This window comes from Agromyces salentinus (genome assembly GCF_009749395.1).
Taxonomy (GTDB): Bacteria; Actinomycetota; Actinomycetes; order Actinomycetales; family Microbacteriaceae; genus Agromyces; species Agromyces salentinus.
The window spans coordinates 32,558-52,115 of the sequence record NZ_WBIR01000002.1; the positions used below are offsets into that span (position 1 = coordinate 32,558).

Genomic DNA, 19,558 nt, shown 5'->3' on the forward strand with positions numbered 1-19,558 from the left:
TGCGGTCGGGAGAATGCAAGAAGGCCCGGATCGAAACCGATCCGGGCCTTCTCGACACATCGCGTGCGCGAGGGGGGACTTGAACCCCCACGCCCGTTAGGGCACTAGCACCTCAAGCTAGCGCGTCTGCCATTTCCGCCACCCGCGCGTTGTGTCTGCCTCGCGATCTCTCGCTTGGCACGAGATAAGACATTAGCACGGTTCCGAGCGTCCGTTTGACCACGGCCGCGAACCGAACGCGCACCCACCGGGCCCGACGCGCCGAGCGCCGATCAGCGGCCCGTTCACGTGTCCGGATGCCGCCGCGTTGCGGCATCCGTCGCCCCGACCGCCCCCGGCGGCTACGGTGAAGGGCATGTCCGAGACATCCGCACCGACGCCCGCGCACGACCCCGGCCACGACCCCGATGTCGAACTCGAGGCGACCGCGGCCATCGCCCGGGACCTGATCCGGTTCGACACCTCGAACTACGGCGAGGGCAAGGCGAAGGGCGAACGCGAGGCCGCCGAATACGTCGAGGCGCACCTGCGCGCCCTCGGCCTGGAGCCGCAGCTCTTCGAGCCCGAACCGCGTCGCACGAGCGTCGTCGCCCGCGTGCCCGGTCGCAATCCCGACAAGCCGGCGCTGGTGCTGCACGGCCACCTCGACGTCGTGCCGGCCGATGCGCGCAACTGGAGCGTCGACCCCTTCGCGGGCGAGATCCGCGACGGCATGCTCTGGGGCCGCGGCGCGGTGGACATGAAGGACATGGACGCCATGATGCTCACGGCGCTGGGGGACATCCTCGGATCCGGCCGCCTCCCCGAACGTGAGATCGTCGTCGCGTACTTCGCCGACGAGGAGGCGGGCGGCGGCGTGGGCGCGAGCCGCCTGGTCGACGACCACCCCGAGCTCTTCGCCGGCGCCACCGAGGCGATCAGCGAGGTCGGCGGGTACTCGATCACGGTCGGCGGCACGCGGGCCTACCTGCTGCAGACGGGGGAGAAGTCGCTGCTCTGGGTGCGCCTCATCGCCCGGGGACGCGCAGCCCACGGGTCGCGACTGATCCGCGACAACGCGATCACGAAGCTCGCCGGCGCCATCGCCCGCATCGGCGCGACCGAGTGGCCGGTGCGCCTGACCGACACGACGCGCGAGCTCCTCGGCGAGGTCGCGAACGTGCTCGGCGTCGACCCCGAGCAGGTCTCGCCCGACGAGCTCGCCCTCGCGACAGGATCGGCGTCCGGCTTCATCACGGCCACGCTGCGCACGACCTCGAACCCGACCGGCCTCGAGGCCGGGTACAAGCACAACGTCATCCCCGACCGCGCCGAGGCGCTGGTCGACATCCGGACCCTGCCGGGCGAGGAGGAGCAGGTGCTCGCCGAGATCGCCCGAATCGCCGGCGACGACATCGAGATCCAGATCGTGCACCGCGACGTCGGACTCGAGTCGCCGACCTCCGGCGCGCTCGTCGATGCCGTGCACCGGGCGATCCACGCGCACGACCCCGGAGCGCCCGTCTTCCCGTACCTGCTCTCGGGCGGCACCGACAACAAGTCGCTCAGCCGGCTCGGCATCAGCGGGTACGGGTTCGCCCCGCTGCGCCTCCCGGACGGCCTCGACTTCCCGGCGATGTTCCACGGGGTCGATGAACGCGTGCCACTGGACGCACTAGTCTTCGGTAGACAGGTCCTCCGCGACCTGCTCCTCGACTACTGACGGTCTGAACTCCGGGTAGCCGGAGAGAGAAGGCGGCACCCACGTGATCGAAGCGCTCATCCTCGGTTTCGTCCAGGGACTCACCGAGTTCCTCCCGATCTCCTCCAGCGCCCATCTGCGCATCCTCGGGGAGTTCCTGCCAGGCGCCCAAGACCCCGGAGCGGCGTTCACCGCCATCACCCAGCTCGGCACCGAGACGGCCGTCGTGGTCTACTTCTGGCGCGACATCGTGCGCATCATCTCGCGCTGGTTCGGCTCGCTCACGCGTCGCGTGCCCCGCAACGACCCCGACGCCCGCATGGGCTGGCTCATCATCGTCGGCTCGATCCCGATCGTCGTGCTCGGCCTGCTGTTCCAGGACGAGATCGAGACGACGTTCCGTTCCCTCTGGATCGTGGCGACGATGCTGGTCGTCTTCGGCCTGATCCTCGGGCTGGCCGACTGGGCGGGCGCGAAGCGCCGCAAGCTCGACGACCTCACCGTCGGCCACGGCATCATCTTCGGGTTCGCGCAGGCGCTCGCGCTCATCCCCGGCGTCTCGCGGTCGGGCGGCACCATCACCGCCGGCCTCTTCCTCGGCTACGAGCGCGCGGCGGCGGCCAGGTACGCATTCCTGCTCGCGATCCCCGCGGTCTTCGGCAGCGGGCTGTACCAGCTCGCCAAGAGCTGGGGCGAGCCGTCGGTCTACAACCTCGTGGAGACCGGCGCGGCGACCCTCGTCGCCTTCGTCGTCGGTCTGCTGGTGATCGCGTTCTTCATGAGCTACATCTCCAAGCGCAGCTTCCTGCCGTTCGTGATCTACCGGGTGCTGCTCGGCACCACGCTGTTCATCCTGCTCGGCACGGGCGCCATCCAGCCCTGACCGCCGGATGCCGCGACGCGGCGATGCACGGATCGACCGTCGCCCACGGGAGGCGAGCGGATGCCGCGATCAGGCGTCGCGCGGACGCCGGGGGTCGTCGCGCGGCCCCTCGCCGCGGGGCGGCTCGCCGCGCCCGTCGGGACCGTCGCCACGGCGGCGCAGATAGCGCTCGAACTCCTGCGCGATCGCCTCGCCGCTCGCCTCGGGGGCGTCGACGGCGTCACGTGCCTGCTCGAGCTGCGCGATGTACCCGGCCATGTCCTCGTCGTCGGCCGCGAGCGCGTTGACCCCGGACTCCCAGGTCTTGGCCTCCTCCTCGAGGGTGCCTCTCGGGATGCTGAGGCCGGTGAGCTCCTCGAGCTTGCCGAGCAGTGCGAGCACGGCCTTCGGTGAGGGCGCGTTGTGCACGTAGTGGGGAACGGACGCCCACAACGAGACGGTGGGGATCCCGGCGCGCTCGGCCTGGTCGGCGATGACGCTGAGGATGCCGACCGGTCCCTCGTAGCTCGAGCGCTCGAGCCCGAGCCGATCCCGGATCTCCCGGTTCTCGCTCGAGGCGAAGACCGAGAGGGGCCTCGTGTGCGGGGCGTCCGCCAGCATCGCGCCCAGCAGGACCACGCCCTCGATGTCGGCGGCGAGCGCCTGGTCGACGAGTTCTGCGGCGAAGCCCTTCCAGCTCCGTGCCGGTTCGGCGCCGAGCAGCACGTGCAACGTGTCGGCGCCCGGCCCGCTGACGCGCTCGTCCTCGTCGACCGCGGACGGGTCGAACGGCTGGTCCTGGGGGAGGAGCGGCGGGCGGTCGGCGGGGCCGTACAGCGCCGCACCTGGCCACTCGATGCGACGAGAGCCGTCGTCGGTCTGCACCACGGTGGGCCTCGTGAACTGGTAGTCGAAGTAGAGCTCGGGGTCGACCGCGACGATCTCGACGAGCCCGAGCCGCTCGGAGAGCAGCTTCGCAGCCCCGGTCGCCGCCTCGCCGGCGTCGTTCCACCCCTCGAACGCGACCACGAGCAGTCGTCCGCCCTCGAATCCGGCCGCTTGATCCACGCCTGGTGCCCCACTCTCCGCCCGGCGGAGGCCGGGTCAACTCCAGAATAGGCCGTGCCCCGTAGACTTGACGGTCGTGACCACACGCCATCCCGCCGCCGCCCTCTGGGACATGGACGGAACCCTCGTCGACACCGAACCGTACTGGATGGCCGCCGAAGAGGAGCTCGTCGGGTCGTTCGGCGGGACCTGGACCCACGAAGACGCGCTCCAGCTGGTCGGCAGCGGCCTCTGGGAGTCGGCGAAGATCTTCCAGGACCTCGGCGTCGAGCTCGACGCGGACGCGATCGTGGCCTGGCTCACGGAGCGCGTGCGGCAGCAGCTGCACGAGTTCGGCGTGCCGTGGCGGCCGGGCGCCCGCGAACTGCTCCTCGCGCTCCGCGAGGCATCCGTCCCGACGGCGCTCGTGACCATGTCGGTCCGGGCGATGGCCGATGACGTCATCAAGGAGATCCCGTTCCACGCGTTCGACGCGATCGTGACCGGCGACTCCGTGACGAATCCGAAGCCGCATCCGGAGCCGTACCTGACGGCAGCGGGGGAGCTCGGCGTCGACATCGCCGACTGCGTGGCCTTCGAGGACTCGCCCACGGGCGTCGCCTCTGCGGCGGCTGCCGGTGCGATCACGGTCGGCATCCCCAACATCGTCTCGCTCGACGGGTCTCCCGCGAGCGTGCTCTGGTCCAGCCTCGACGGCCGCACGGTCGCCGACGTCGCGGCCCTGACCGAATCACGAAAGGCAACCGCATGAGCGAGCAGAGCCGGGGCGAGCGCAGCGGCCCCTTCCTCGTCGGCGATCGCGTGCAGCTGACGGGCCCGAAGGGCCGCATGCACACCATCACCCTCGAGTCGGGCAAGATGTTCCACACCCACAAGGGCCTGCTCGCCCACGACGACCTCATCGGCCGGCCCGACGGGTCGGTCGTGAAGAACCAGGTCGGCATCGAGTACCTCGCGCTCCGCCCGCTGCTGAGCGACTTCGTCATGTCGATGCCGCGCGGCGCCGCGATCGTCTACCCGAAGGATGCCGCGCAGATCCTCGCGCAGGCCGACATCTTCCCCGGGGCGACCGTGGTCGAGGCCGGAGTCGGCTCGGGCGCGCTCTCGTTGTGGTTGCTCCGCGCCATCGGTCCCGCCGGGCGCCTCCTCTCGTTCGAGCGCCGCGAGGACTTCGCGAGCGTCGCGCGCGACAACGTCGCGACCTTCCACGGCGCCGACCCCGAGAACTGGTCCATCACCCTCGGCGACCTCGCGGAGGTCCTCCCCGACGTCGCGCCCGAGGCATCCGCCGACCGCGTCGTGCTCGACATGCTCGCCCCCTGGGAGTGCCTCGACGCGGTCTCGACCGCGCTGAAGCCGGGCGGCGTGCTGCTCTGCTACATCGCCACGGCCACCCAACTGTCCCGGGTCGCCGAGGCGATCCGCGCGACGGGTCAGTACACCGAACCGCAGTCCTCCGAGACGATGGTCCGCGGATGGCACGTGCAGGGCCTCGCCGTCCGGCCCGATCACCGCATGATCGCGCATACCGGCTTCCTGCTCACGGCACGCAGGCTCGCGCCTGACACGATCCTCCCCGAGCTGAAGCGACGCCCGTCCAAGACCGAGTTCAGCGACGAGGACGTCGAGGCCTGGACCCCCGGCGCGCTCGGTGAGCGCCAGGTCAGCGACAAGGCGCTCCGCCGTCGCGTGCGGGCGGCGGACGCCGCGGCCACGCGTTCGCGGGACGGCGATCACGGTTCCGCATCCGACGGCGACGACCTCGCGGACGCTCCGACCGAACCCTCGACCGAAGTTGAGTAGGCTTCTCCCGTCCCTCCCGAGACCCACGAAGAATCGAGGATCTGTGCGCTCGTCCCTCGCGCTCATCGCCACGGCCGGCCTCGTCGCCGTCGCCCTCACCGGCTGCGCCTCGACGCCCGCCTCCGACGAGGCGTCGAGCCCGGGAGCGACCTCCGGCAGGTCGTCCGAGGCGGTCGCCGTCACCGGCGACTTCGGCGAGCAGCCGAAGGCCTCCTTCCCGACCCCGCTCGAACCGACCGAGTCGCAGTGCAGCGTGATCGTCGAGGGCACCGGACCGGTGCTCGCCGAGGGCCAGTTGGCACTGGTCGGGTTCGCCGTCTACAACGGGGCCACCGGCGAGGAGATCGCCACGCAGGGGTTCGACGAGACCGGCCCCGTGCCGATCGCGGCGAACAACCAGCCGATGGTCGGCTTCACGAAGGCGCTCACATGCGCACGTGAGGGCTCACGGGTCGCCGTGGTCATCCCCCCGGAGGACGGCTTCGGACCGAACGGCAACCCGTCGCTGCAGGTCGAGCCGACCGACAGCCTCGTGCTCGTGATGGACGTCACGCGGGCGTTCCCGCCGCGCGCCGACGGAACACCTCAGCTCACGCGCGACGGCTTCCCGGCCGTCGTCCTCGCACCCGACGGCCGCCCGGGCATCACGGTGCCGAAGGCCGACGCACCGGAGGAACTTCAGCAGGAGACCCTGCTCGAGGGCTCGGGCGAGGTCGTCGAAGACGGCGACACCGTCGTTGTCAACTACACCGGCGTCCTGTGGGACGAGGGCACCGTCTTCGACTCGAGCTGGGAGAACGGCGCACCGGCCACGTTCACCGTCGGCGAGGACGCGCAGGTGATCCCCGGCTTCTCCAAGGCGATCATCGGCCAGAAGGTCGGTTCGCAGGTCGGCGTGATCATCCCTCCGGCCGAGGGCTATGGCGATCAGGGGAATGCCCAGATCCCGGCCGGGTCGACGCTCTTCTTCGTCATCGACATCCTGGGCGTGATCTGATCCGGCGTCCTCGCGCGACCGGGCGACCGGGCGCGCAGGCGTGGGTAAGATCGCTCCTGTGACCGGTGCGCGAGCGAAGCCAGACGTGAGGATCCCGGTCGAGGACCGCCTGTTCTCGCTGGTCCTCGCCCTCCTCGCGACCGAGACGGGGCTGCTGAAGGCCGAGATCCTCTCGACCGTGCGCGGCTACGCCGAGCGCTACGACCGGCACGGCGGCAACGCGAACCTCGAGCGCCAGTTCGAGCGCGACAAGGACGAGATCCGCGAACTCGGCATCCCGCTCGAGACCGTCGAGTCGCCGGATCGACCGGGCGACAACCAGGCCCTGCGCTACCGCATCCCCAAGGGCCAGTACGACCTGCCGGACGAGGTCCGCTTCACGCCCGACGAGCTCGCGCTGCTCGGCCTGGCGGGGGAGGTCTGGCGCGGCGTCTCGCTCTCCGAGGACTCCCGCAGAGCGCTCACCAAGATCCGCGGCCTCGGCATCGAGCCGCGCGAGCCGGTCATCGGCTACGCCCCGAGGCTGCGGGTGCGCGATGCCGCGTTCGAACCGCTGCGGATGGCGCTCGATCGACGCCAGCAGGTGCGCTTCCAGTACCTCAAACCGGGCGAAGTCGCCCCGCGTCGTCGTCGGGTCAACCCGTATGCCGTCGTGCTGCACGAGGGCCGCTGGCACCTGCACGGCCTCGATGTGGACGCCGACGGGCTGCGCACGTTCCTGCTCTCGCGCATCGTCGGCCCGGTCGAGATCCTCGCGAGCACGAGCTTCGACGCACCGCCCGAGGGCGTGCAGGACCGCATCCTCGCCGAACTCGACGAGTTGCGCCTGAGCAATGCCGCGGACCTCGCCGTCACGGCCGGCAGCGACGCGGAGGTCCGGCTCGGCAAGCGCGCGGTGCGCGGTGACGAGGATGCGGGCGTCATCCGCCTGCACTTCACCGATGTCGACGCCTTCGCCGACGAGCTCGCCGCCTACGGCCCCGAGGTCCGCGTCCTCACCCCCGAGTCGCTCCGCGACGCCGTGCGCGACCGCCTCCGCATCGTCGCCGAGGCCCACGCCGCCACCGGATCGGAGGCCGGCCGATGAGTCCGCGCCGCCAGGCGCTCCGGGCGCCGGACAAGCTCGTGTTCCTGCTCTCCCTCGTGCCCTACCTCATCGAGCAGCAGGTGGTCGGCGTCGATGAGGCCGCGGCGCACTTCGGCGTGCCCGAGGAGCAGATCCGCGAGGCGGTCCGCCTCATCGCGATGTCGGGCCTGCCCGGCGACACGGGCACCTACCAGTCGAACGACCTCTTCGACATCGACTGGGACGCGTTCGAGGAGGGCGACGAGATCGTCATCGTCCACCACGTCGCGATCGACGAGGCCCCGCGCCTGGCCGCACGCGAGGCGGCGGCGCTCATCGCGGGCCTGCAGTACCTCGCCGCGCTGCCCGAGAACGCCGACAGCAGCGCCCTGGCCTCGCTCATGGCGAAGCTGCGGGCCGGCGCGTCGGCGACGCCCTCGGGTCTCGCCGTCGCCGAGCCCGCTGCGGATGCCTCCCTCGCGCGCATCCGCGAGGCGATCACGAGCGGCCGGCAGCTCGAGTTCGACTACCTGAACGCGCGAGGCGAGGCGGGCCGGCGACGTGCCGACCCGCTGCGCATCCTCTCGCAGGACGCCGACTGGTACCTGCAGGCCTACTGCCACACCCGTGAGGACGTCCGCAACTTCCGCGTCGACCGCATGAGCTCGGTCCTCGTGACCGACGAGCCCGTGGGCGACCACGCGGGCCTCGAGGTGCCCGAGACGCTCTTCCAGGGCTCGTCCTCCGACCTCGACGTCGTCGTCGACGTCGCGGCCGAGGCGCTGCCCCTGCTGGCCGACTACCTGGCGGATTCCTCATCGCAACCGGTCGGCGACCGGCTGCGCGTGACCCTCCGCCTCGCGCACGTGCACGGCCTCAAGCGCCTGGTCGCGGGTCTGCCTGGTCTCGTGACGGTCGTGGCGCCGGCCGACGCGCGTGCGGCCGTGGCCGAGTGGGCGTCGGCAGGACTTCGTGGCTACGAGGAGACATCCGTCCCCGAGTCGTGAGTCGTCGTCACTCCGAACAGGTAGAGTGGCAGCCACATCCCCGTCAGAATTGGACGCCGCATGTTCGCAAACCTCACCGGATGGCACTTCCTGATCATCCTGGTCATCATCCTCCTGCTCTTCGGCGCGCCGAAGCTTCCGGCGCTCGCGCGGAGCCTCGGGCAGTCGATGAAGATCCTCAAGTCCGAGGTTCGCGACCCCGACTCCGAGAAGGCCGGCACCGCGACCGACGCCGGCGACGACGCCGTGGCCAAGCCCGCGGCGACCACGGCCGAGGGCACGAAGAAGCCCGATCCGTCCTCGGGCGCCTGACCCGATGTCCGCGACCACGGCTCGCGGAGAGAAGAACCGCGAGCGGCGGATGTCGCTCGGCGCGCATCTGATCGAGCTCCGCAAGAGACTCTTCATCGCGGCGATCGCGATCGTGGCGGGCGCGATCGTGGGTTGGATCCTCACCGACCTGTTCGTCTGGGACGCCATCCAGGACCCGGTGCTGAAGGCCGCGGAAGCCCAGGGCCATGGTGCCGAAGGCGCTCCCGGCGGAACGAGCATCGTCTTCCCGACGATCTCGAGCGCATTCGACCTGCGCCTGCAACTCGCCTTCACCATCGGCATCGTGATCTCGAGTCCGGTCTGGCTGTACCAGATCTTCGCCTTCCTGGTGCCCGGGCTGAACACCCGAGAGCGACGCTTCACGCTGGGCTTCTTCGCATCCGCGATCCCGCTGTTCCTGGCCGGATGCGCCGCCGGATGGTTCGTGCTCCCGAACATCGTGCGGCTCATGACGAGCTTCGTCCCCGAGGGCGGCGAGAGCCTGCTGACCGCGAAGGAATACCTCGACTTCGTGCAGAAGCTCGTGATCGCGATCGGCATCGCCTTCGTGCTGCCCGTCTTCATCGTGCTCCTGAACTTCGCGGGGGTCATCACGGCCGCGTCGATCATCAAGTCCTGGCGCATCGCCATCCTCGTGATCGTCCTCTTCACGGCCATCGCGACCCCGTCGGCCGACGTGGTGTCCATGTTCATGCTCGCGATCCCCATGATCGGGCTGTACTTCCTGGCGTGGTTCATCGCCCACCTGCACGATCGCCGTGTCGAGCGCCGAAACCGCGAGGAGTTCGGCGCGGCTGTCTAGGCTGAGGGGATGAGCCTCTCGCCGGCCGAACGGTACGCCCTGTCGCGCGAACAGCGCCGACGCCCCCGACTCCAGGACTTCGCCGCCGCGCAGCGATTCGACCTCGACCCCTTCCAGCGCGCCGCGTGCGGCGCGCTGGACGAGGGCCGAAGCGTGCTCGTCGCCGCACCCACGGGCGCGGGCAAGACGGTCGTCGCGGAGTTCGCCGTGTACTTGGCGATGCAGGAGACGGGCGCGAAGGTGTTCTACACGACGCCGATCAAGGCCCTCTCGAACCAGAAGTACCAGGAGTTCGTCGAGACGTGGGGCCACGAGGACGTCGGGCTGCTCACGGGCGACACCAACGTCAACTCGAACGCGCGCATCGTCGTCATGACGACCGAGGTGCTGCGGAACATGCTCTACGCCGAGTCACCGACGCTCGACCGCCTCGCCTACGTCGTCATGGACGAGGTGCACTACCTGGCCGACCGGTTCCGCGGCGCGGTCTGGGAGGAAGTGATCATCCACCTGCCCGAGGCGGTCAGGCTCGTCTCGCTCAGCGCGACGGTGTCCAACGCCGAGGAGTTCGGCGACTGGCTGCAGGCCGTCCGCGGCGACACGGACGTCATCGTCTCGGAGGATCGCCCGGTTCCCCTCGAGCAGCACGTCCTGGTCAAGGCGAAGCTCGTGGACCTGTTCGACTCCTCGGGCACCGCTGCGACGAACCGGGTCAATCCCGAGCTCATGCAGCTCGCCCGCGCCGGCGGGCGATCGATCACCTCGCGTTCGGCCCGAGGCCGCCGAGGCGGCGACCGTGGCCGATTCCATCAGGGCGGCGGGCAGGGCACCGGCCGCATCGACCGACCCGAGGTCGTCGACCTCCTGCACGGCAAGCACCTGCTCCCGGCGATCTTCTTCATCTTCTCCCGTGCGGGCTGCGACCAGGCCGTCCGGCAGGTGCTCCGCTCCGGCATCCGCCTGACCGAGACGGCCGAACGCGACGAGATCCGGGGCATCGTCGAGTCGCGCGTGCAGATGCTCCGCGACGAGGACCTCGCCGTCCTCGGCTACTGGGACTGGCTCGAGGGGCTGCAGCGCGGCGTCGCCGCACACCACGCCGGAATGCTGCCCGCCTTCAAGGAGGTGGTCGAGGAGCTCTTCCAGAGGAAGCTGCTGAAGGTCGTCTTCGCCACCGAGACGCTCGCGCTCGGCGTCAACATGCCGGCGCGATCCGTGGTGCTCGAGAAGCTCGAGAAGTTCAACGGCGAGGCTCGCGTCCCCATCACGCCGGGGGAGTACACCCAGCTCACCGGTCGAGCCGGGCGCCGGGGCATCGACGTCGAGGGGCATTCGGTCATCCAATGGGTCGACGGGCTCGATCCCGAGTCGGTCGCCGCCCTGGCCTCACGGCGCAGCTACCCGATGAACTCGAGCTTCAAGCCGACCTACAACATGGCCGTGAACCTCGTCGACCAGTTCGGTCGCGAGCGCACGCGCCAGATCCTCGAGCTCTCGTTCGCCCAGTTCCAGGCCGACCGCGCCGTGGTCGACCTCGCGCGCACGCTGCGCAAGCAGGAGGAGTCCATGGCGGGCTTCGAGCAGGCGATGCAGTGCCATCTGGGCGACTTCTCGGAGTACGCCGCCATCCGCCGACGCATCGGCGACCTCGAGCGCCAGGCGTCGAAGGGCAATTCGACGCACGGCCAGCGCGAGCGGATGCAGCGCGACCTCGTGGCCGCCCGAAAGCAGATGCGGGCGCATCCGTGCCACGGCTGCGCCGAGCGGGAGCAGCATGCCCGCTGGGCGGAGCGCTGGTGGCGCCTGCATCGCGAGCACGAGCAGCTCTCGCGTCAGATCCACAGCCGTACGGGGCAGATCGCGAAGCGGTTCGACCGGGTTGCGGAGGTGCTCGAGATCCTCGGCTACTTCGAGCGCGCCGACGACGGGTCGCTCGTCTCCACCTCGGCCGGCCGCATCCTGAAGCGCATCTACGGCGAGCGCGACCTCCTGGTTGCCGAATGCCTGCGGCACGGGTACTGGAACGGCCTGGACGCGCCCTCCGTCGCGGCGATGGCGGTCTCCCTGATCTACGAACCCCGCCGTGACGATCGCGGCGAGCAGTTCCGGCTGCCCCGCGGACGGTTCCGGGACGCGTTCGAGCGCACGACCGACGTGTGGGCGCATCTCGACGACCTCGAGCGCGACCACCGGCTCGCCGGCAGCGAGGTCCCGTCACCGGCGCTGGCCGTGGCCATGCACGCCTGGGCGAGCGGGGCCGGCCTCGGCGCCGTGCTCGGCGACACCGACCTCGCGGCGGGCGACTTCGTCCGCGTGGCGAAGCAGGTGGTCGACCTGCTCGACCAGATCTCCATCGTCGCCGATGCCGAACTCGGGGCGACGGCGCGCGCGGCCATCGACCTGGTCCGCCGCGGCGTGGTCGCCTACGACGTGGCGGGGTGAGCGGAGCAGGCGCTCGCGACCTCCCAGTGAACTGGACCTAGGCTATTCTGGTGCCCCTCCCGAAGCCCGTGCTGCCCCTCTGGGCGGCCGTCGTCACCGCCGTCATCGGTGGACTGATCTACGACCTGGGGTTCCCGGGGGTGTCGTGGTGGCCGCTCGCCTTCCTCGGCATCGCCCTCGCCCTCGTCAGCCTGATCGGCAGATCGGCGTGGGGGGCCCTGCTCGTCGGCCTGTCGTTCGGGCTGGCTTTCTATCTCCAGCAGGTGTCCTGGACCTCGCTCTATCTCGGGCCCATCCCGTGGCTGGCCCTCTCGCTCCTCGAATCGCTGTTCGTCGCCGGGGGAGCGCTGCTCATCACGCTGGCCTACCGCTGGGTCCCACGCGCGAGCGATGCGACCTGGGTCCGCGTCCTCGTGCTGCCCGCGCTCGTCGCCGGCCTCTGGTGCCTCCGGGAGGCCGTGGTCGGCACGTTCCCGTACGGCGGCTTCCCATGGGGCAGGGCCGCGCTGAGCCAGTCCGAGAGCCCCTTCGCCGACGTGGTCTCCTGGGCGGGCAGCACCGGGCTCGGCTTCGTGATGGTCTTCATCGTGGCGAGCATCATCGAGTGGGTCCGGCTCGGCTCGCGCCGCGGCATCCGGTCGGCCGTTCCCGCGGTCGCCGTCGCCCTGGTCGCCATGCTCGTCCCCGCCTGGCAGACGACGGATGCCGGCACGCTGCGCGTGGCGAGCGTGCAGGGCAACGGGCCGTCGGGGTACTTCGACGAGCGCGAACCCGGCGACGTGCTGCGCGCGCAGCTCGATGCGACGGAGCCCATCGCCGACGAGGCGGGCATCGACGTGCTGCTCTGGCCCGAGGGCGGGTCCGACATCGACCCGACGCGCTCGGAGGAGGTCGCCGGGGTCTTCGACGACCTGAGCGAGCGCATGGATGCCCCCGTGCTGCTGAACACGGTGACGATGCGCGGCGAGGAGTACTTCAACACGTCGATGCTCTGGCGCGACGGCGAGGGCGCCGTCGCCACGTTCGACAAGCGGCACCCCGTGCCGTTCGGCGAGTACATCCCCGATCGCGACTTCTACTACGCCATCGCGCCCGACCTCATCGGCCTCGTGCAGCGTGGGTACACGCCCGGCACGAATGCCCCGGTCTTCGACCTGGGCGACGCGGTCACGGGCCTCGCGATCTGCTTCGACGTGATCTACGACGACCTCGTCTGGGAGGCCGTCGACGACGGCGCGCAGCTCTTCATGCTCCAGACGAACAACGCGGACTTCCGAGGCACCGACGAGAACGAGCAGCAGCTCGCCATCGCGCGGCTCCGGGCGATCGAGACGGGCCGTTCCGTCGTCAACATCTCGACCGTGGGAACGAGTCAGGTCATCGATCCGTCCGGCCGGACGATCGATTCGCTCCCGGCCTATGAACCGGGGGCGATGGTGACCGACGTCGCCCTCCGCGACGGGTCGACGCCTGCCGTCGCGATGGGCGTCTGGCTGCCGTCCCTGCTCGTCTGGGGGGCGGCGCTCGGTCTCGTGGTGGCAGGCATCCTCGCACGGCTCAGGAGCCACCCGAAGTCGCCCTGAAACCACGAACGCCGCCTCCGAACGGAGGCGGCGTCGACGGGGGAACGCGTCAGGCGCTCTGCTTCTGTCCGCGGCGGGCGCGGAGGAAGGCGAGGCGCTCTTCGAGCAGTTCCTCGAGCTCGGCGCGCGTGCGGCGCTCGAGCAGCATGTCCCAGTGGGTGCGGGCGACCTTCTCGCCCGAACGGTCGATCTCGACCGGCTTCGAATCCACGAGCAGCGTTGCGGGCGCACCGCAGTTGCGGCACTCCCACTCCTCGGGGGTTTCGGCTTCGGCCGAGAAGATCATGACCGTCTCGTGGTTGCAGGCCGCGCAGCGGTACCTGTATTCAGCGCGCTCGGCGAAGATCACTCCGTCTTCGCTCTGCAGGCTCTGAGCGCCGATGCGCATGCCTCGTAGGCTCCGGTCTGCCATGGCGAGCTCCTCTCGATCGTCTCTAGGTATAAACGATCAAGCTGGGCATTCCCCTTCCGGAGGCTGGGTGATTGCCGGGGAATTCTCAGTTTTGGCCGTCGAGGAGCGCGATCACGCGGTCCGGACGGTCGCTCACCAGGCCATCGACGCCCATCGCAAGGAGCCGCCGCATGTCCTCCGTCTCGTTCACTGTCCAGACGTGGACCTCGGCACCGGCGCGATGCACGACGTCGACGAAGCCGGGCGAGACCACCCGGATCATCCGGAACCGCTCGGGCACCTGCACCGCCGCGGCACCGCGGAGCCCGCGTCGCGCGAGCGACGGAGAACGGAGCCAGGAGGCGAGCAGCACGAGGATGACGCCCGCCTGGCCCGTGGAGGTCGCCACTCCGGGAAGGAGCTCGCCGAGTCGTCGTCGCCTCGCATCGGAGAAGCTCGTGAGCAGGACGCGATCGGATGCCCCGGTCGAGCGGATCACGTCGACGACGGGGCCGACTGCATCTGCGACCTTGACGTCGATGTTGAAGCGCGCATCGGGGAATGCCTCGAGCGCCTCGGCGAGCGTGCTGAACGTCTGTCCCGACCCGAGGTCGATGGAGCGCAGTTCCGCCATCGTCAGTGCGGCGACGGAGTCGCCCCGCCCGGTCATGCGCTCGATGGTCTCGTCATGGGCGATCACCACGATGCCGTCGCGCGTCAGGCGCACGTCGGTCTCGAGGTATCCGGCACCCGCGTTGAGCGCCCGCTCGAACGCGGCCAGGGAGTTCTCGGGGACCTCGATCGCGAGGCCGCGGTGCGCGAGCACACGCGGCCTCGGCGGGTCGAGGTAGGTCGAGCGCACCCGCTAGTCGCGTGCAGGCGGGTTCGCGCCCGGCGCCGTGGGCTGGCTGGAGCCCGGCATCCCGGGCGGCAGCCGGAAGGCGGTCCCGATGCCCTTCAATGCCTCGGTGAGCTCGCTCGGCACGATCCACAGCTTGGATGCCGGCCCCTGCGCGATCTCGGGGAGCGTCTGCAGGTACTGGTAGGCGAGCAGCTTCGGGTCGGGGTCGCCGTCGTGGATGGCCTTGAACACCGTGGTGATGGCCTCGGCCTCGCCCTGCGCACGCAGCACGGCCGCCTTCGCGTCGCCCTCCGCCTGGAGGATCGCCGCCTGCCGCTGGCCCTCGGCCGTGAGGATCGCCGACTGCTTGGTGCCCTCGGCGGTCAGGATGAGCGCGCGGCGGTCGCGCTCGGCGCGCATCTGCTTCTCCATCGAGTCCTGGATGGAGAGGGGCGGGTCGATGGCCTTGAGCTCGACACGGGAGACTCGGATGCCCCACTTGCCGGTGGCCTCGTCGAGCACGATGCGCAGCTGGCCGTTGATGTTGTCGCGGCTGGTGAGCGCCTCCTCGAGGTTCAGTCCGCCGACGACGTTTCGGAGGGTCGTGGTCGTGAGCTGCTCGACCGCACCGAGGTAGTTGGCGATCTCGTAGGTGGCCGCCCGGGCGTCCGTGACCTGGAAGTAGACGACGGTGTCGATCGAGACGACGAGATTGTCCTCGGTGATGACGGGCTGCGGCGGGAAGGAGACGACCGTCTCGCGCATGTCGACGAGCGGCCGCAACCGGTCGATGAACGGGATCAGGATGTTCAGCCCCGGCATGAGCGTCTTGTGGTAGCGCCCGAGGCGTTCGACGACGCCCGCATAGGCCTGGGGGATGATTCGGATCGAGCGTACGAGTACGACGACCACGAAGATGACGATCGCGATGACGACGATCGTCGCGATCACCGTTCCTGCATTCACTGGGGGGTGCTCCTCTCGACCGGTACGACGACGGCGGTCGCACCGTCGATGCCCGTGACGAGCACACGCTCGCCGACCGGGACATCGGCCTGTTCGGTGATGGGGGAGAGGCGTGCCGTCCACACCTCGCCGTTCTGGAGCCGGACCTGGCCGCTGGCACCCGTGACCGTGTGCACGACCCGGCCGTCCGCGCCGATGAGCGCGTCGATGTTGCTCCGCGCGGGATCGGCACCGCGCCGGAGCGCTCGGAGCAGGGATGGCCGGAGCGTCAGGATCAGGGCGACGGCCACGAGCGCGGCGACGACGAACTGGGCCCACCATGGGATGCCGAACAGCCCGGAGAGCAGGCCCGCCACGCTTCCGAGCGCGAGCATGAGGAACGTCATCTCGAGGGTGAACACCTCGATGGTGGCGAACACGAGGATGAGCACCAACCAGGCGATCCACGCGTACTGGGTGAGCACATCCAATTCGTTCTCCTTCGCACGGCCCCACTACCGAAACTATCAGGACGACGGATGCCGCGGGGGGTTGATATCCTCGGTGCGGCGCATCGCCGGGACCGACCGGTCCGACCCGAACTGCCCCGAGGAGACTCGCACGTGACCAATCCACTCGCCCCAGGATCCCTGACCGGAAAGGTGGCCCTCGTCACGGGTTCCTCGCGCGGCATCGGCGCCGACACCGCCCGCTACCTCGCCGAAGCCGGTGCTGCCGTGGTCGTCAACTACCGCAGCAAGGCGCCGCGCGCCGACAAGGTCGTCGCCGCCATCGAGGCTGCGGGCGGGCGCGCCGTGGCCATCGGCGCCGACCTCACCGACGCGGCATCCGTCACCTCGATGTTCGAAGAGGCCGTCGCCGCCTTCGGGCCCGTCGACGTGCTGGTGCTGAATGCCTCCGGCGGCATGGAGACCGGCATGGGCGAGGACTACGCGATGCGCCTGAACCGCGACGCGCAGGTCAACGTCGTCGACAACGCGCTCCCGCACCTCGCCGATGGGGCCCGCATCGTGTTCGTGACGAGCCACCAGGCGCACTTCATCCGCACGACGCCGACGATGCCCGAGTACGAGCCCGTCGCGCTGTCCAAGCGCGCCGGCGAGGATGCGCTTCGGGCGAAGCTGCCCGAGCTCGACGCCGCGGGCGTCGAGTTCGTCACCGTCTCGGGCGACATGATCGAGGGAACCATCACGGCGACCCTTCTCGAGCGGGCCAACCCCGGTGCGATCGAGGCGCGCAAGGTCGACGCCGGTCGCCTCTACAACGTCTCCGAGTTCGCGGCTGAGGTCGCGGCCGCGGCCGTCGAGCCGATTCCGGCCGACCACACGCGCTACGTGGGCGACGTCTCGGGGTTCCCGCCCGAGGGCTGATCACCGTCGCGAAAGCGCATCATCGACGCCTGCGGGCCGGCCGGGAGCATCCCGACCGGCCCGCAGGCGTCTCGAGGCACATCAGGCCGTGGTCACGCCCTTGCCGAACGTGAAGGCACGCACGATCTGCACGATCCCGAGGATGATCAGGCTGATGCCGGTGATCACGAAGAGGATCACGAAGCCCCAGATCGGCGAGAAGAGCAGGACGATGCCGGCGACCAGGCTGAGGATGCCGAAGAAGATCGCCCAGCCCCGCGAGGGTGCGTCGCCCGACTGCACGAGCGCGACGACCCCCTCGATGATCCAGACGATGCCGACGACGATGCCGAGTACCGCCGCGAGCAGGCTCGCAGCTGCCTGGATGTTCGCGAACGCGATGACCGCCGCGATCACGAAGACCACGCCGAGGATGATGTCCAGGGCCCTCGCACCACCGGAGATGCCCTTGGAGAAGATCCCGAGGCCGATGTACGCGAGGCCCGCGATCAGGAAGTAGATCGCCAGGAGGACGGTCAGCACGTCGGCCGCGTTCTTCGGCCAGAAGGTGATGAAGATGCCGATGATCAGGGCGATCGCGCCCGAGATCCCGAGCGTCGTACGCACCGTGTTGATGGCCGACTTCGACATGTTCGCGGAGTTCAGCGAGAAAGCCGCGAAGACGACGGGTGGCTGCTGGGAAGACATGAGCGGGTCCTTTCGATGGGCGACAGGATGGTGCGCTCACAGCGTATTCCCAGACCACGGCGGATGTCGCGGATGTCGCCGCGAGTCTCCGACTCGACCACCCGCACCGTCGCGGGCGTCGCGAGCACCCTCGTGCCAGAATCGCACTGTGACCGGAAACGCGGGGGAGGACCAGCGGCTGCGCGATCTCGCGTTGCTCAGGCGCGCGCACGACCGGATCGACCGCGAGTATGCGAAGCCCCTCAACGTCGAGGAACTCGCGCGCGGCGTCAACATGTCCGCCGGGCATTTCAGCCGCCAGTTCAAGCTCGCATACGGGGAATCCGTGTACAGCTACCTCATGACGAGGCGGATCGAACGCGCGATGGCGCTGCTGCGTCGTGGTGACCTGAGCGTCACCGAGGTCTGCTTCGCCGTCGGCTGCTCGTCGCTCGGCACGTTCAGCACGCGATTCACGGAGCTCGTGGGAGTGCCGCCGAGCGTGTATCGCCAGCAGCCCGACGGCATCTTCGAAGCGGTCCCATCGGTGCTCGCGAAGCGCGTCGCGAGACCGATCAGGAATCGAGAAGCCGGTCCGGCTCCCCGAACGTAGCGTGGAGACATGGACATCACGATTCAATACACCTTCCTGCCGCACACCGACGCCGAGGAGTCGCTGCGGTTCTACCGGGACACCCTCGGCTTCGACGTGCGCAACGACGTCGGCTACAAGGAGATGCGGTGGATCACCGTCGGCCCGGCCGGACAGCCCGACACGTCGATCGTGCTCACGCCGCCGACTCCCGATCCCGGCACCACCGAGGACGAACGCCGCACCGTCGCCGAGATGATGGCGAAGGGCACCTACGCGAGCATCGTGCTGTCGACGAGCGACGTCGACGGCGTGTTCGAGCAGGTCGCCGCGAGCGGCGCAGAGGTCGCCCAGGAGCCGATCGACCAGCCGTACGGAGTCCGCGACTGCGCGTTCCGCGACCCGGCCGGGAACATGGTCCGCATCCAGCAGCCCGTATGACGTTGCGGATGCCGCCCACGCAACGGACACCAGACGAACACCACACGCGACCGAGGAGCATGATGACCGAGAAGACCACCAAGAAGGAACCTTCGCACCAGGCGTTCAACGCCGAGGAGAGGGCCGCGATGAAGGCCGCCGCCGCTGAGGCGAAGAGGGCTGCCAGGAAGGCCTCGGCGGAGGAGAAGGCGGCCGAGGCACTGGCCGACTGCATCGCGAGCATCGAGGCCATGGACGGCGACGACCGCGCGGCGGCCGAGGCGATCCACGCCATCGTCCTCGAGCACGCGCCTCAGCTCGAACCCCGCACCTGGTACGGCATGCCCGCTTACGCAGGCGCCGACGGCAAGGCCGTCGTCTTCTTCCAGCCCGCGGGCAAGTTCAAGGCGCGGTATGCGACGCTCGGCTTCAACGACGGGGCAGCCCTCGACGACGGCAGCATGTGGCCGACCTCGTACGCCGTGACCAAGCTCACGCCCGCCGACACGAAGCTCATCGCCGAACTCGTCACGCGCGCCGCCGGCTGAGATCGAGTCTTGGGCTGAAGGAAGCTTTCCGCGGCGACCTGAGAGCCGGTCGTCCGGGTCGGCGACGTCGTTCGGCGGATCGCCGGCCCGTGACGGCGCGCAGGCGCTCAGGACGCAGAG

Annotated in this window: 21 protein-coding genes and 1 tRNA gene; 15 read left to right on the top strand and 7 right to left on the bottom strand. The window is 69.9% G+C overall.

The window, feature by feature from the left end; translation table 11 throughout:
• Window positions 1–64: 64 nt before the first annotated feature.
• Window positions 65–148: transfer RNA gene (locus GQQ95_RS03035), tRNA-Leu, on the bottom strand.
• Between the two features lie 207 nt (window positions 149–355).
• Between GQQ95_RS03035 and GQQ95_RS03040 the strand changes: the two genes are divergently transcribed.
• Window positions 356–1,702: a M20/M25/M40 family metallo-hydrolase gene (locus tag GQQ95_RS03040; protein WP_157426189.1), complete on the top strand. Its 1,347-nt coding sequence runs from the start codon at window positions 356–358 to the stop codon at window positions 1,700–1,702.
• A gap of 43 nt (window positions 1,703–1,745) precedes the next feature.
• On the top strand, window positions 1,746–2,564 hold the full coding sequence (locus GQQ95_RS03045) for an undecaprenyl-diphosphate phosphatase (RefSeq protein WP_157426190.1): 819 nt from the start codon (window positions 1,746–1,748) through the stop codon (window positions 2,562–2,564).
• 69 nt (window positions 2,565–2,633) lie between these two features.
• Here the strand turns inward: GQQ95_RS03045 and GQQ95_RS03050 are convergent, their stop codons facing one another.
• On the bottom strand, window positions 2,634–3,611 hold the full coding sequence (locus GQQ95_RS03050) for a PAC2 family protein (protein WP_246205159.1): 978 nt from the start codon (window positions 3,609–3,611) through the stop codon (window positions 2,634–2,636).
• Window positions 3,612–3,687: 76 nt separating this feature from the next.
• Between GQQ95_RS03050 and GQQ95_RS03055 the strand changes: the two genes are divergently transcribed.
• From GQQ95_RS03055 to lnt, 9 genes are read left to right on the top strand one after another with little or no spacing between them, the layout of a single operon-like run.
• Window positions 3,688–4,362 (top strand): HAD family hydrolase, encoded by a 675-nt coding sequence (locus tag GQQ95_RS03055; protein WP_246205160.1) that lies wholly within the window; start codon window positions 3,688–3,690, stop codon window positions 4,360–4,362.
• Window positions 4,359–5,414 carry a tRNA (adenine-N1)-methyltransferase gene (locus GQQ95_RS03060; RefSeq protein ID WP_157426191.1) on the top strand — a complete coding sequence of 352 codons (1,056 nt, stop codon included), beginning with the start codon at window positions 4,359–4,361 and terminating at the stop codon, window positions 5,412–5,414. Before GQQ95_RS03055 ends, GQQ95_RS03060 begins: the two co-directional genes overlap by 4 nt.
• 43 nt (window positions 5,415–5,457) lie before the next feature.
• Window positions 5,458–6,411, top strand: a complete 954-nt coding sequence (locus tag GQQ95_RS19745) for an FKBP-type peptidyl-prolyl cis-trans isomerase (protein WP_157426192.1) — start codon at window positions 5,458–5,460, stop codon at window positions 6,409–6,411.
• Between the two features lie 58 nt (window positions 6,412–6,469).
• Entirely contained in the window at window positions 6,470–7,498 is a 1,029-nt protein-coding gene (locus tag GQQ95_RS03070; RefSeq protein WP_157426193.1) for a helix-turn-helix transcriptional regulator, read from the top strand.
• Complete coding sequence (locus GQQ95_RS03075) at window positions 7,495–8,484, top strand: helix-turn-helix transcriptional regulator (RefSeq protein WP_157426194.1); 990 nt, start codon at window positions 7,495–7,497, stop codon at window positions 8,482–8,484. The genes GQQ95_RS03070 and GQQ95_RS03075 overlap by 4 nt, the downstream gene beginning before the upstream one ends.
• Before the next feature lie 60 nt (window positions 8,485–8,544).
• Entirely contained in the window at window positions 8,545–8,796 is a 252-nt protein-coding gene (tatA, locus tag GQQ95_RS03080; RefSeq protein ID WP_157426195.1) for a twin-arginine translocase TatA/TatE family subunit, read from the top strand.
• A gap of 49 nt (window positions 8,797–8,845) precedes the next feature.
• Window positions 8,846–9,619: a twin-arginine translocase subunit TatC gene (tatC, locus tag GQQ95_RS03085; RefSeq protein WP_157426447.1), complete on the top strand. Its 774-nt coding sequence runs from the start codon at window positions 8,846–8,848 to the stop codon at window positions 9,617–9,619.
• 9 nt (window positions 9,620–9,628) lie between these two features.
• The gene (locus tag GQQ95_RS03090) at window positions 9,629–12,061 is read left to right on the top strand and encodes a DEAD/DEAH box helicase (protein ID WP_157426196.1); all 2,433 of its coding nucleotides are present in this window, start codon (window positions 9,629–9,631) and stop codon (window positions 12,059–12,061) included.
• A gap of 50 nt (window positions 12,062–12,111) precedes the next feature.
• Window positions 12,112–13,644, top strand: a complete 1,533-nt coding sequence (gene lnt, locus GQQ95_RS03095) for an apolipoprotein N-acyltransferase (protein WP_246205161.1) — start codon at window positions 12,112–12,114, stop codon at window positions 13,642–13,644.
• A 49-nt stretch (window positions 13,645–13,693) separates the two neighbouring features.
• Here the strand turns inward: lnt and GQQ95_RS03100 are convergent, their stop codons facing one another.
• From GQQ95_RS03100 to GQQ95_RS03115, 4 genes are all read right to left on the bottom strand, one after another.
• Window positions 13,694–14,056 carry an RNA polymerase-binding protein RbpA gene (locus GQQ95_RS03100; protein WP_157426198.1) on the bottom strand — a complete coding sequence of 121 codons (363 nt, stop codon included), beginning with the start codon at window positions 14,054–14,056 and terminating at the stop codon, window positions 13,694–13,696.
• Window positions 14,057–14,141: 85 nt separating this feature from the next.
• Window positions 14,142–14,897, bottom strand: coding sequence for a glycerophosphodiester phosphodiesterase family protein (locus GQQ95_RS03105; RefSeq protein ID WP_157426199.1), 756 nt, complete (start codon window positions 14,895–14,897; stop codon window positions 14,142–14,144).
• Between the two features lie 3 nt (window positions 14,898–14,900).
• Window positions 14,901–15,842, bottom strand: coding sequence for an SPFH domain-containing protein (locus GQQ95_RS03110; protein WP_157426200.1), 942 nt, complete (start codon window positions 15,840–15,842; stop codon window positions 14,901–14,903).
• Window positions 15,839–16,306 (bottom strand): NfeD family protein, encoded by a 468-nt coding sequence (locus GQQ95_RS03115; RefSeq protein ID WP_246205176.1) that lies wholly within the window; start codon window positions 16,304–16,306, stop codon window positions 15,839–15,841. Before GQQ95_RS03115 ends, GQQ95_RS03110 begins: the two co-directional genes overlap by 4 nt.
• Before the next feature lie 138 nt (window positions 16,307–16,444).
• Here GQQ95_RS03115 and GQQ95_RS03120 point away from each other — a divergent pair, with 138 nt between their 5' ends.
• Window positions 16,445–17,212, top strand: a complete 768-nt coding sequence (locus GQQ95_RS03120) for an SDR family oxidoreductase (protein WP_157426202.1) — start codon at window positions 16,445–16,447, stop codon at window positions 17,210–17,212.
• 81 nt (window positions 17,213–17,293) lie between these two features.
• Here GQQ95_RS03120 and GQQ95_RS03125 read toward each other — a convergent pair whose 3' ends face one another.
• The gene (locus GQQ95_RS03125; RefSeq protein ID WP_246205162.1) at window positions 17,294–17,899 is read right to left on the bottom strand and encodes an HdeD family acid-resistance protein; all 606 of its coding nucleotides are present in this window, start codon (window positions 17,897–17,899) and stop codon (window positions 17,294–17,296) included.
• Window positions 17,900–18,047: 148 nt separating this feature from the next.
• Between GQQ95_RS03125 and GQQ95_RS03130 the strand changes: the two genes are divergently transcribed.
• The 3 genes from GQQ95_RS03130 (at window position 18,048) to GQQ95_RS03140 (ending at window position 19,438) form a co-directional block, all read left to right on the top strand.
• The gene (locus tag GQQ95_RS03130; RefSeq protein ID WP_246205163.1) at window positions 18,048–18,491 is read left to right on the top strand and encodes a helix-turn-helix transcriptional regulator; all 444 of its coding nucleotides are present in this window, start codon (window positions 18,048–18,050) and stop codon (window positions 18,489–18,491) included.
• A 9-nt stretch (window positions 18,492–18,500) separates the two neighbouring features.
• Window positions 18,501–18,911 (top strand): VOC family protein, encoded by a 411-nt coding sequence (locus GQQ95_RS03135; RefSeq protein ID WP_157426204.1) that lies wholly within the window; start codon window positions 18,501–18,503, stop codon window positions 18,909–18,911.
• Between the two features lie 62 nt (window positions 18,912–18,973).
• Window positions 18,974–19,438, top strand: a complete 465-nt coding sequence (locus GQQ95_RS03140; protein WP_157426205.1) for an iron chaperone — start codon at window positions 18,974–18,976, stop codon at window positions 19,436–19,438.
• Window positions 19,439–19,558: the final 120 nt, after the last annotated feature.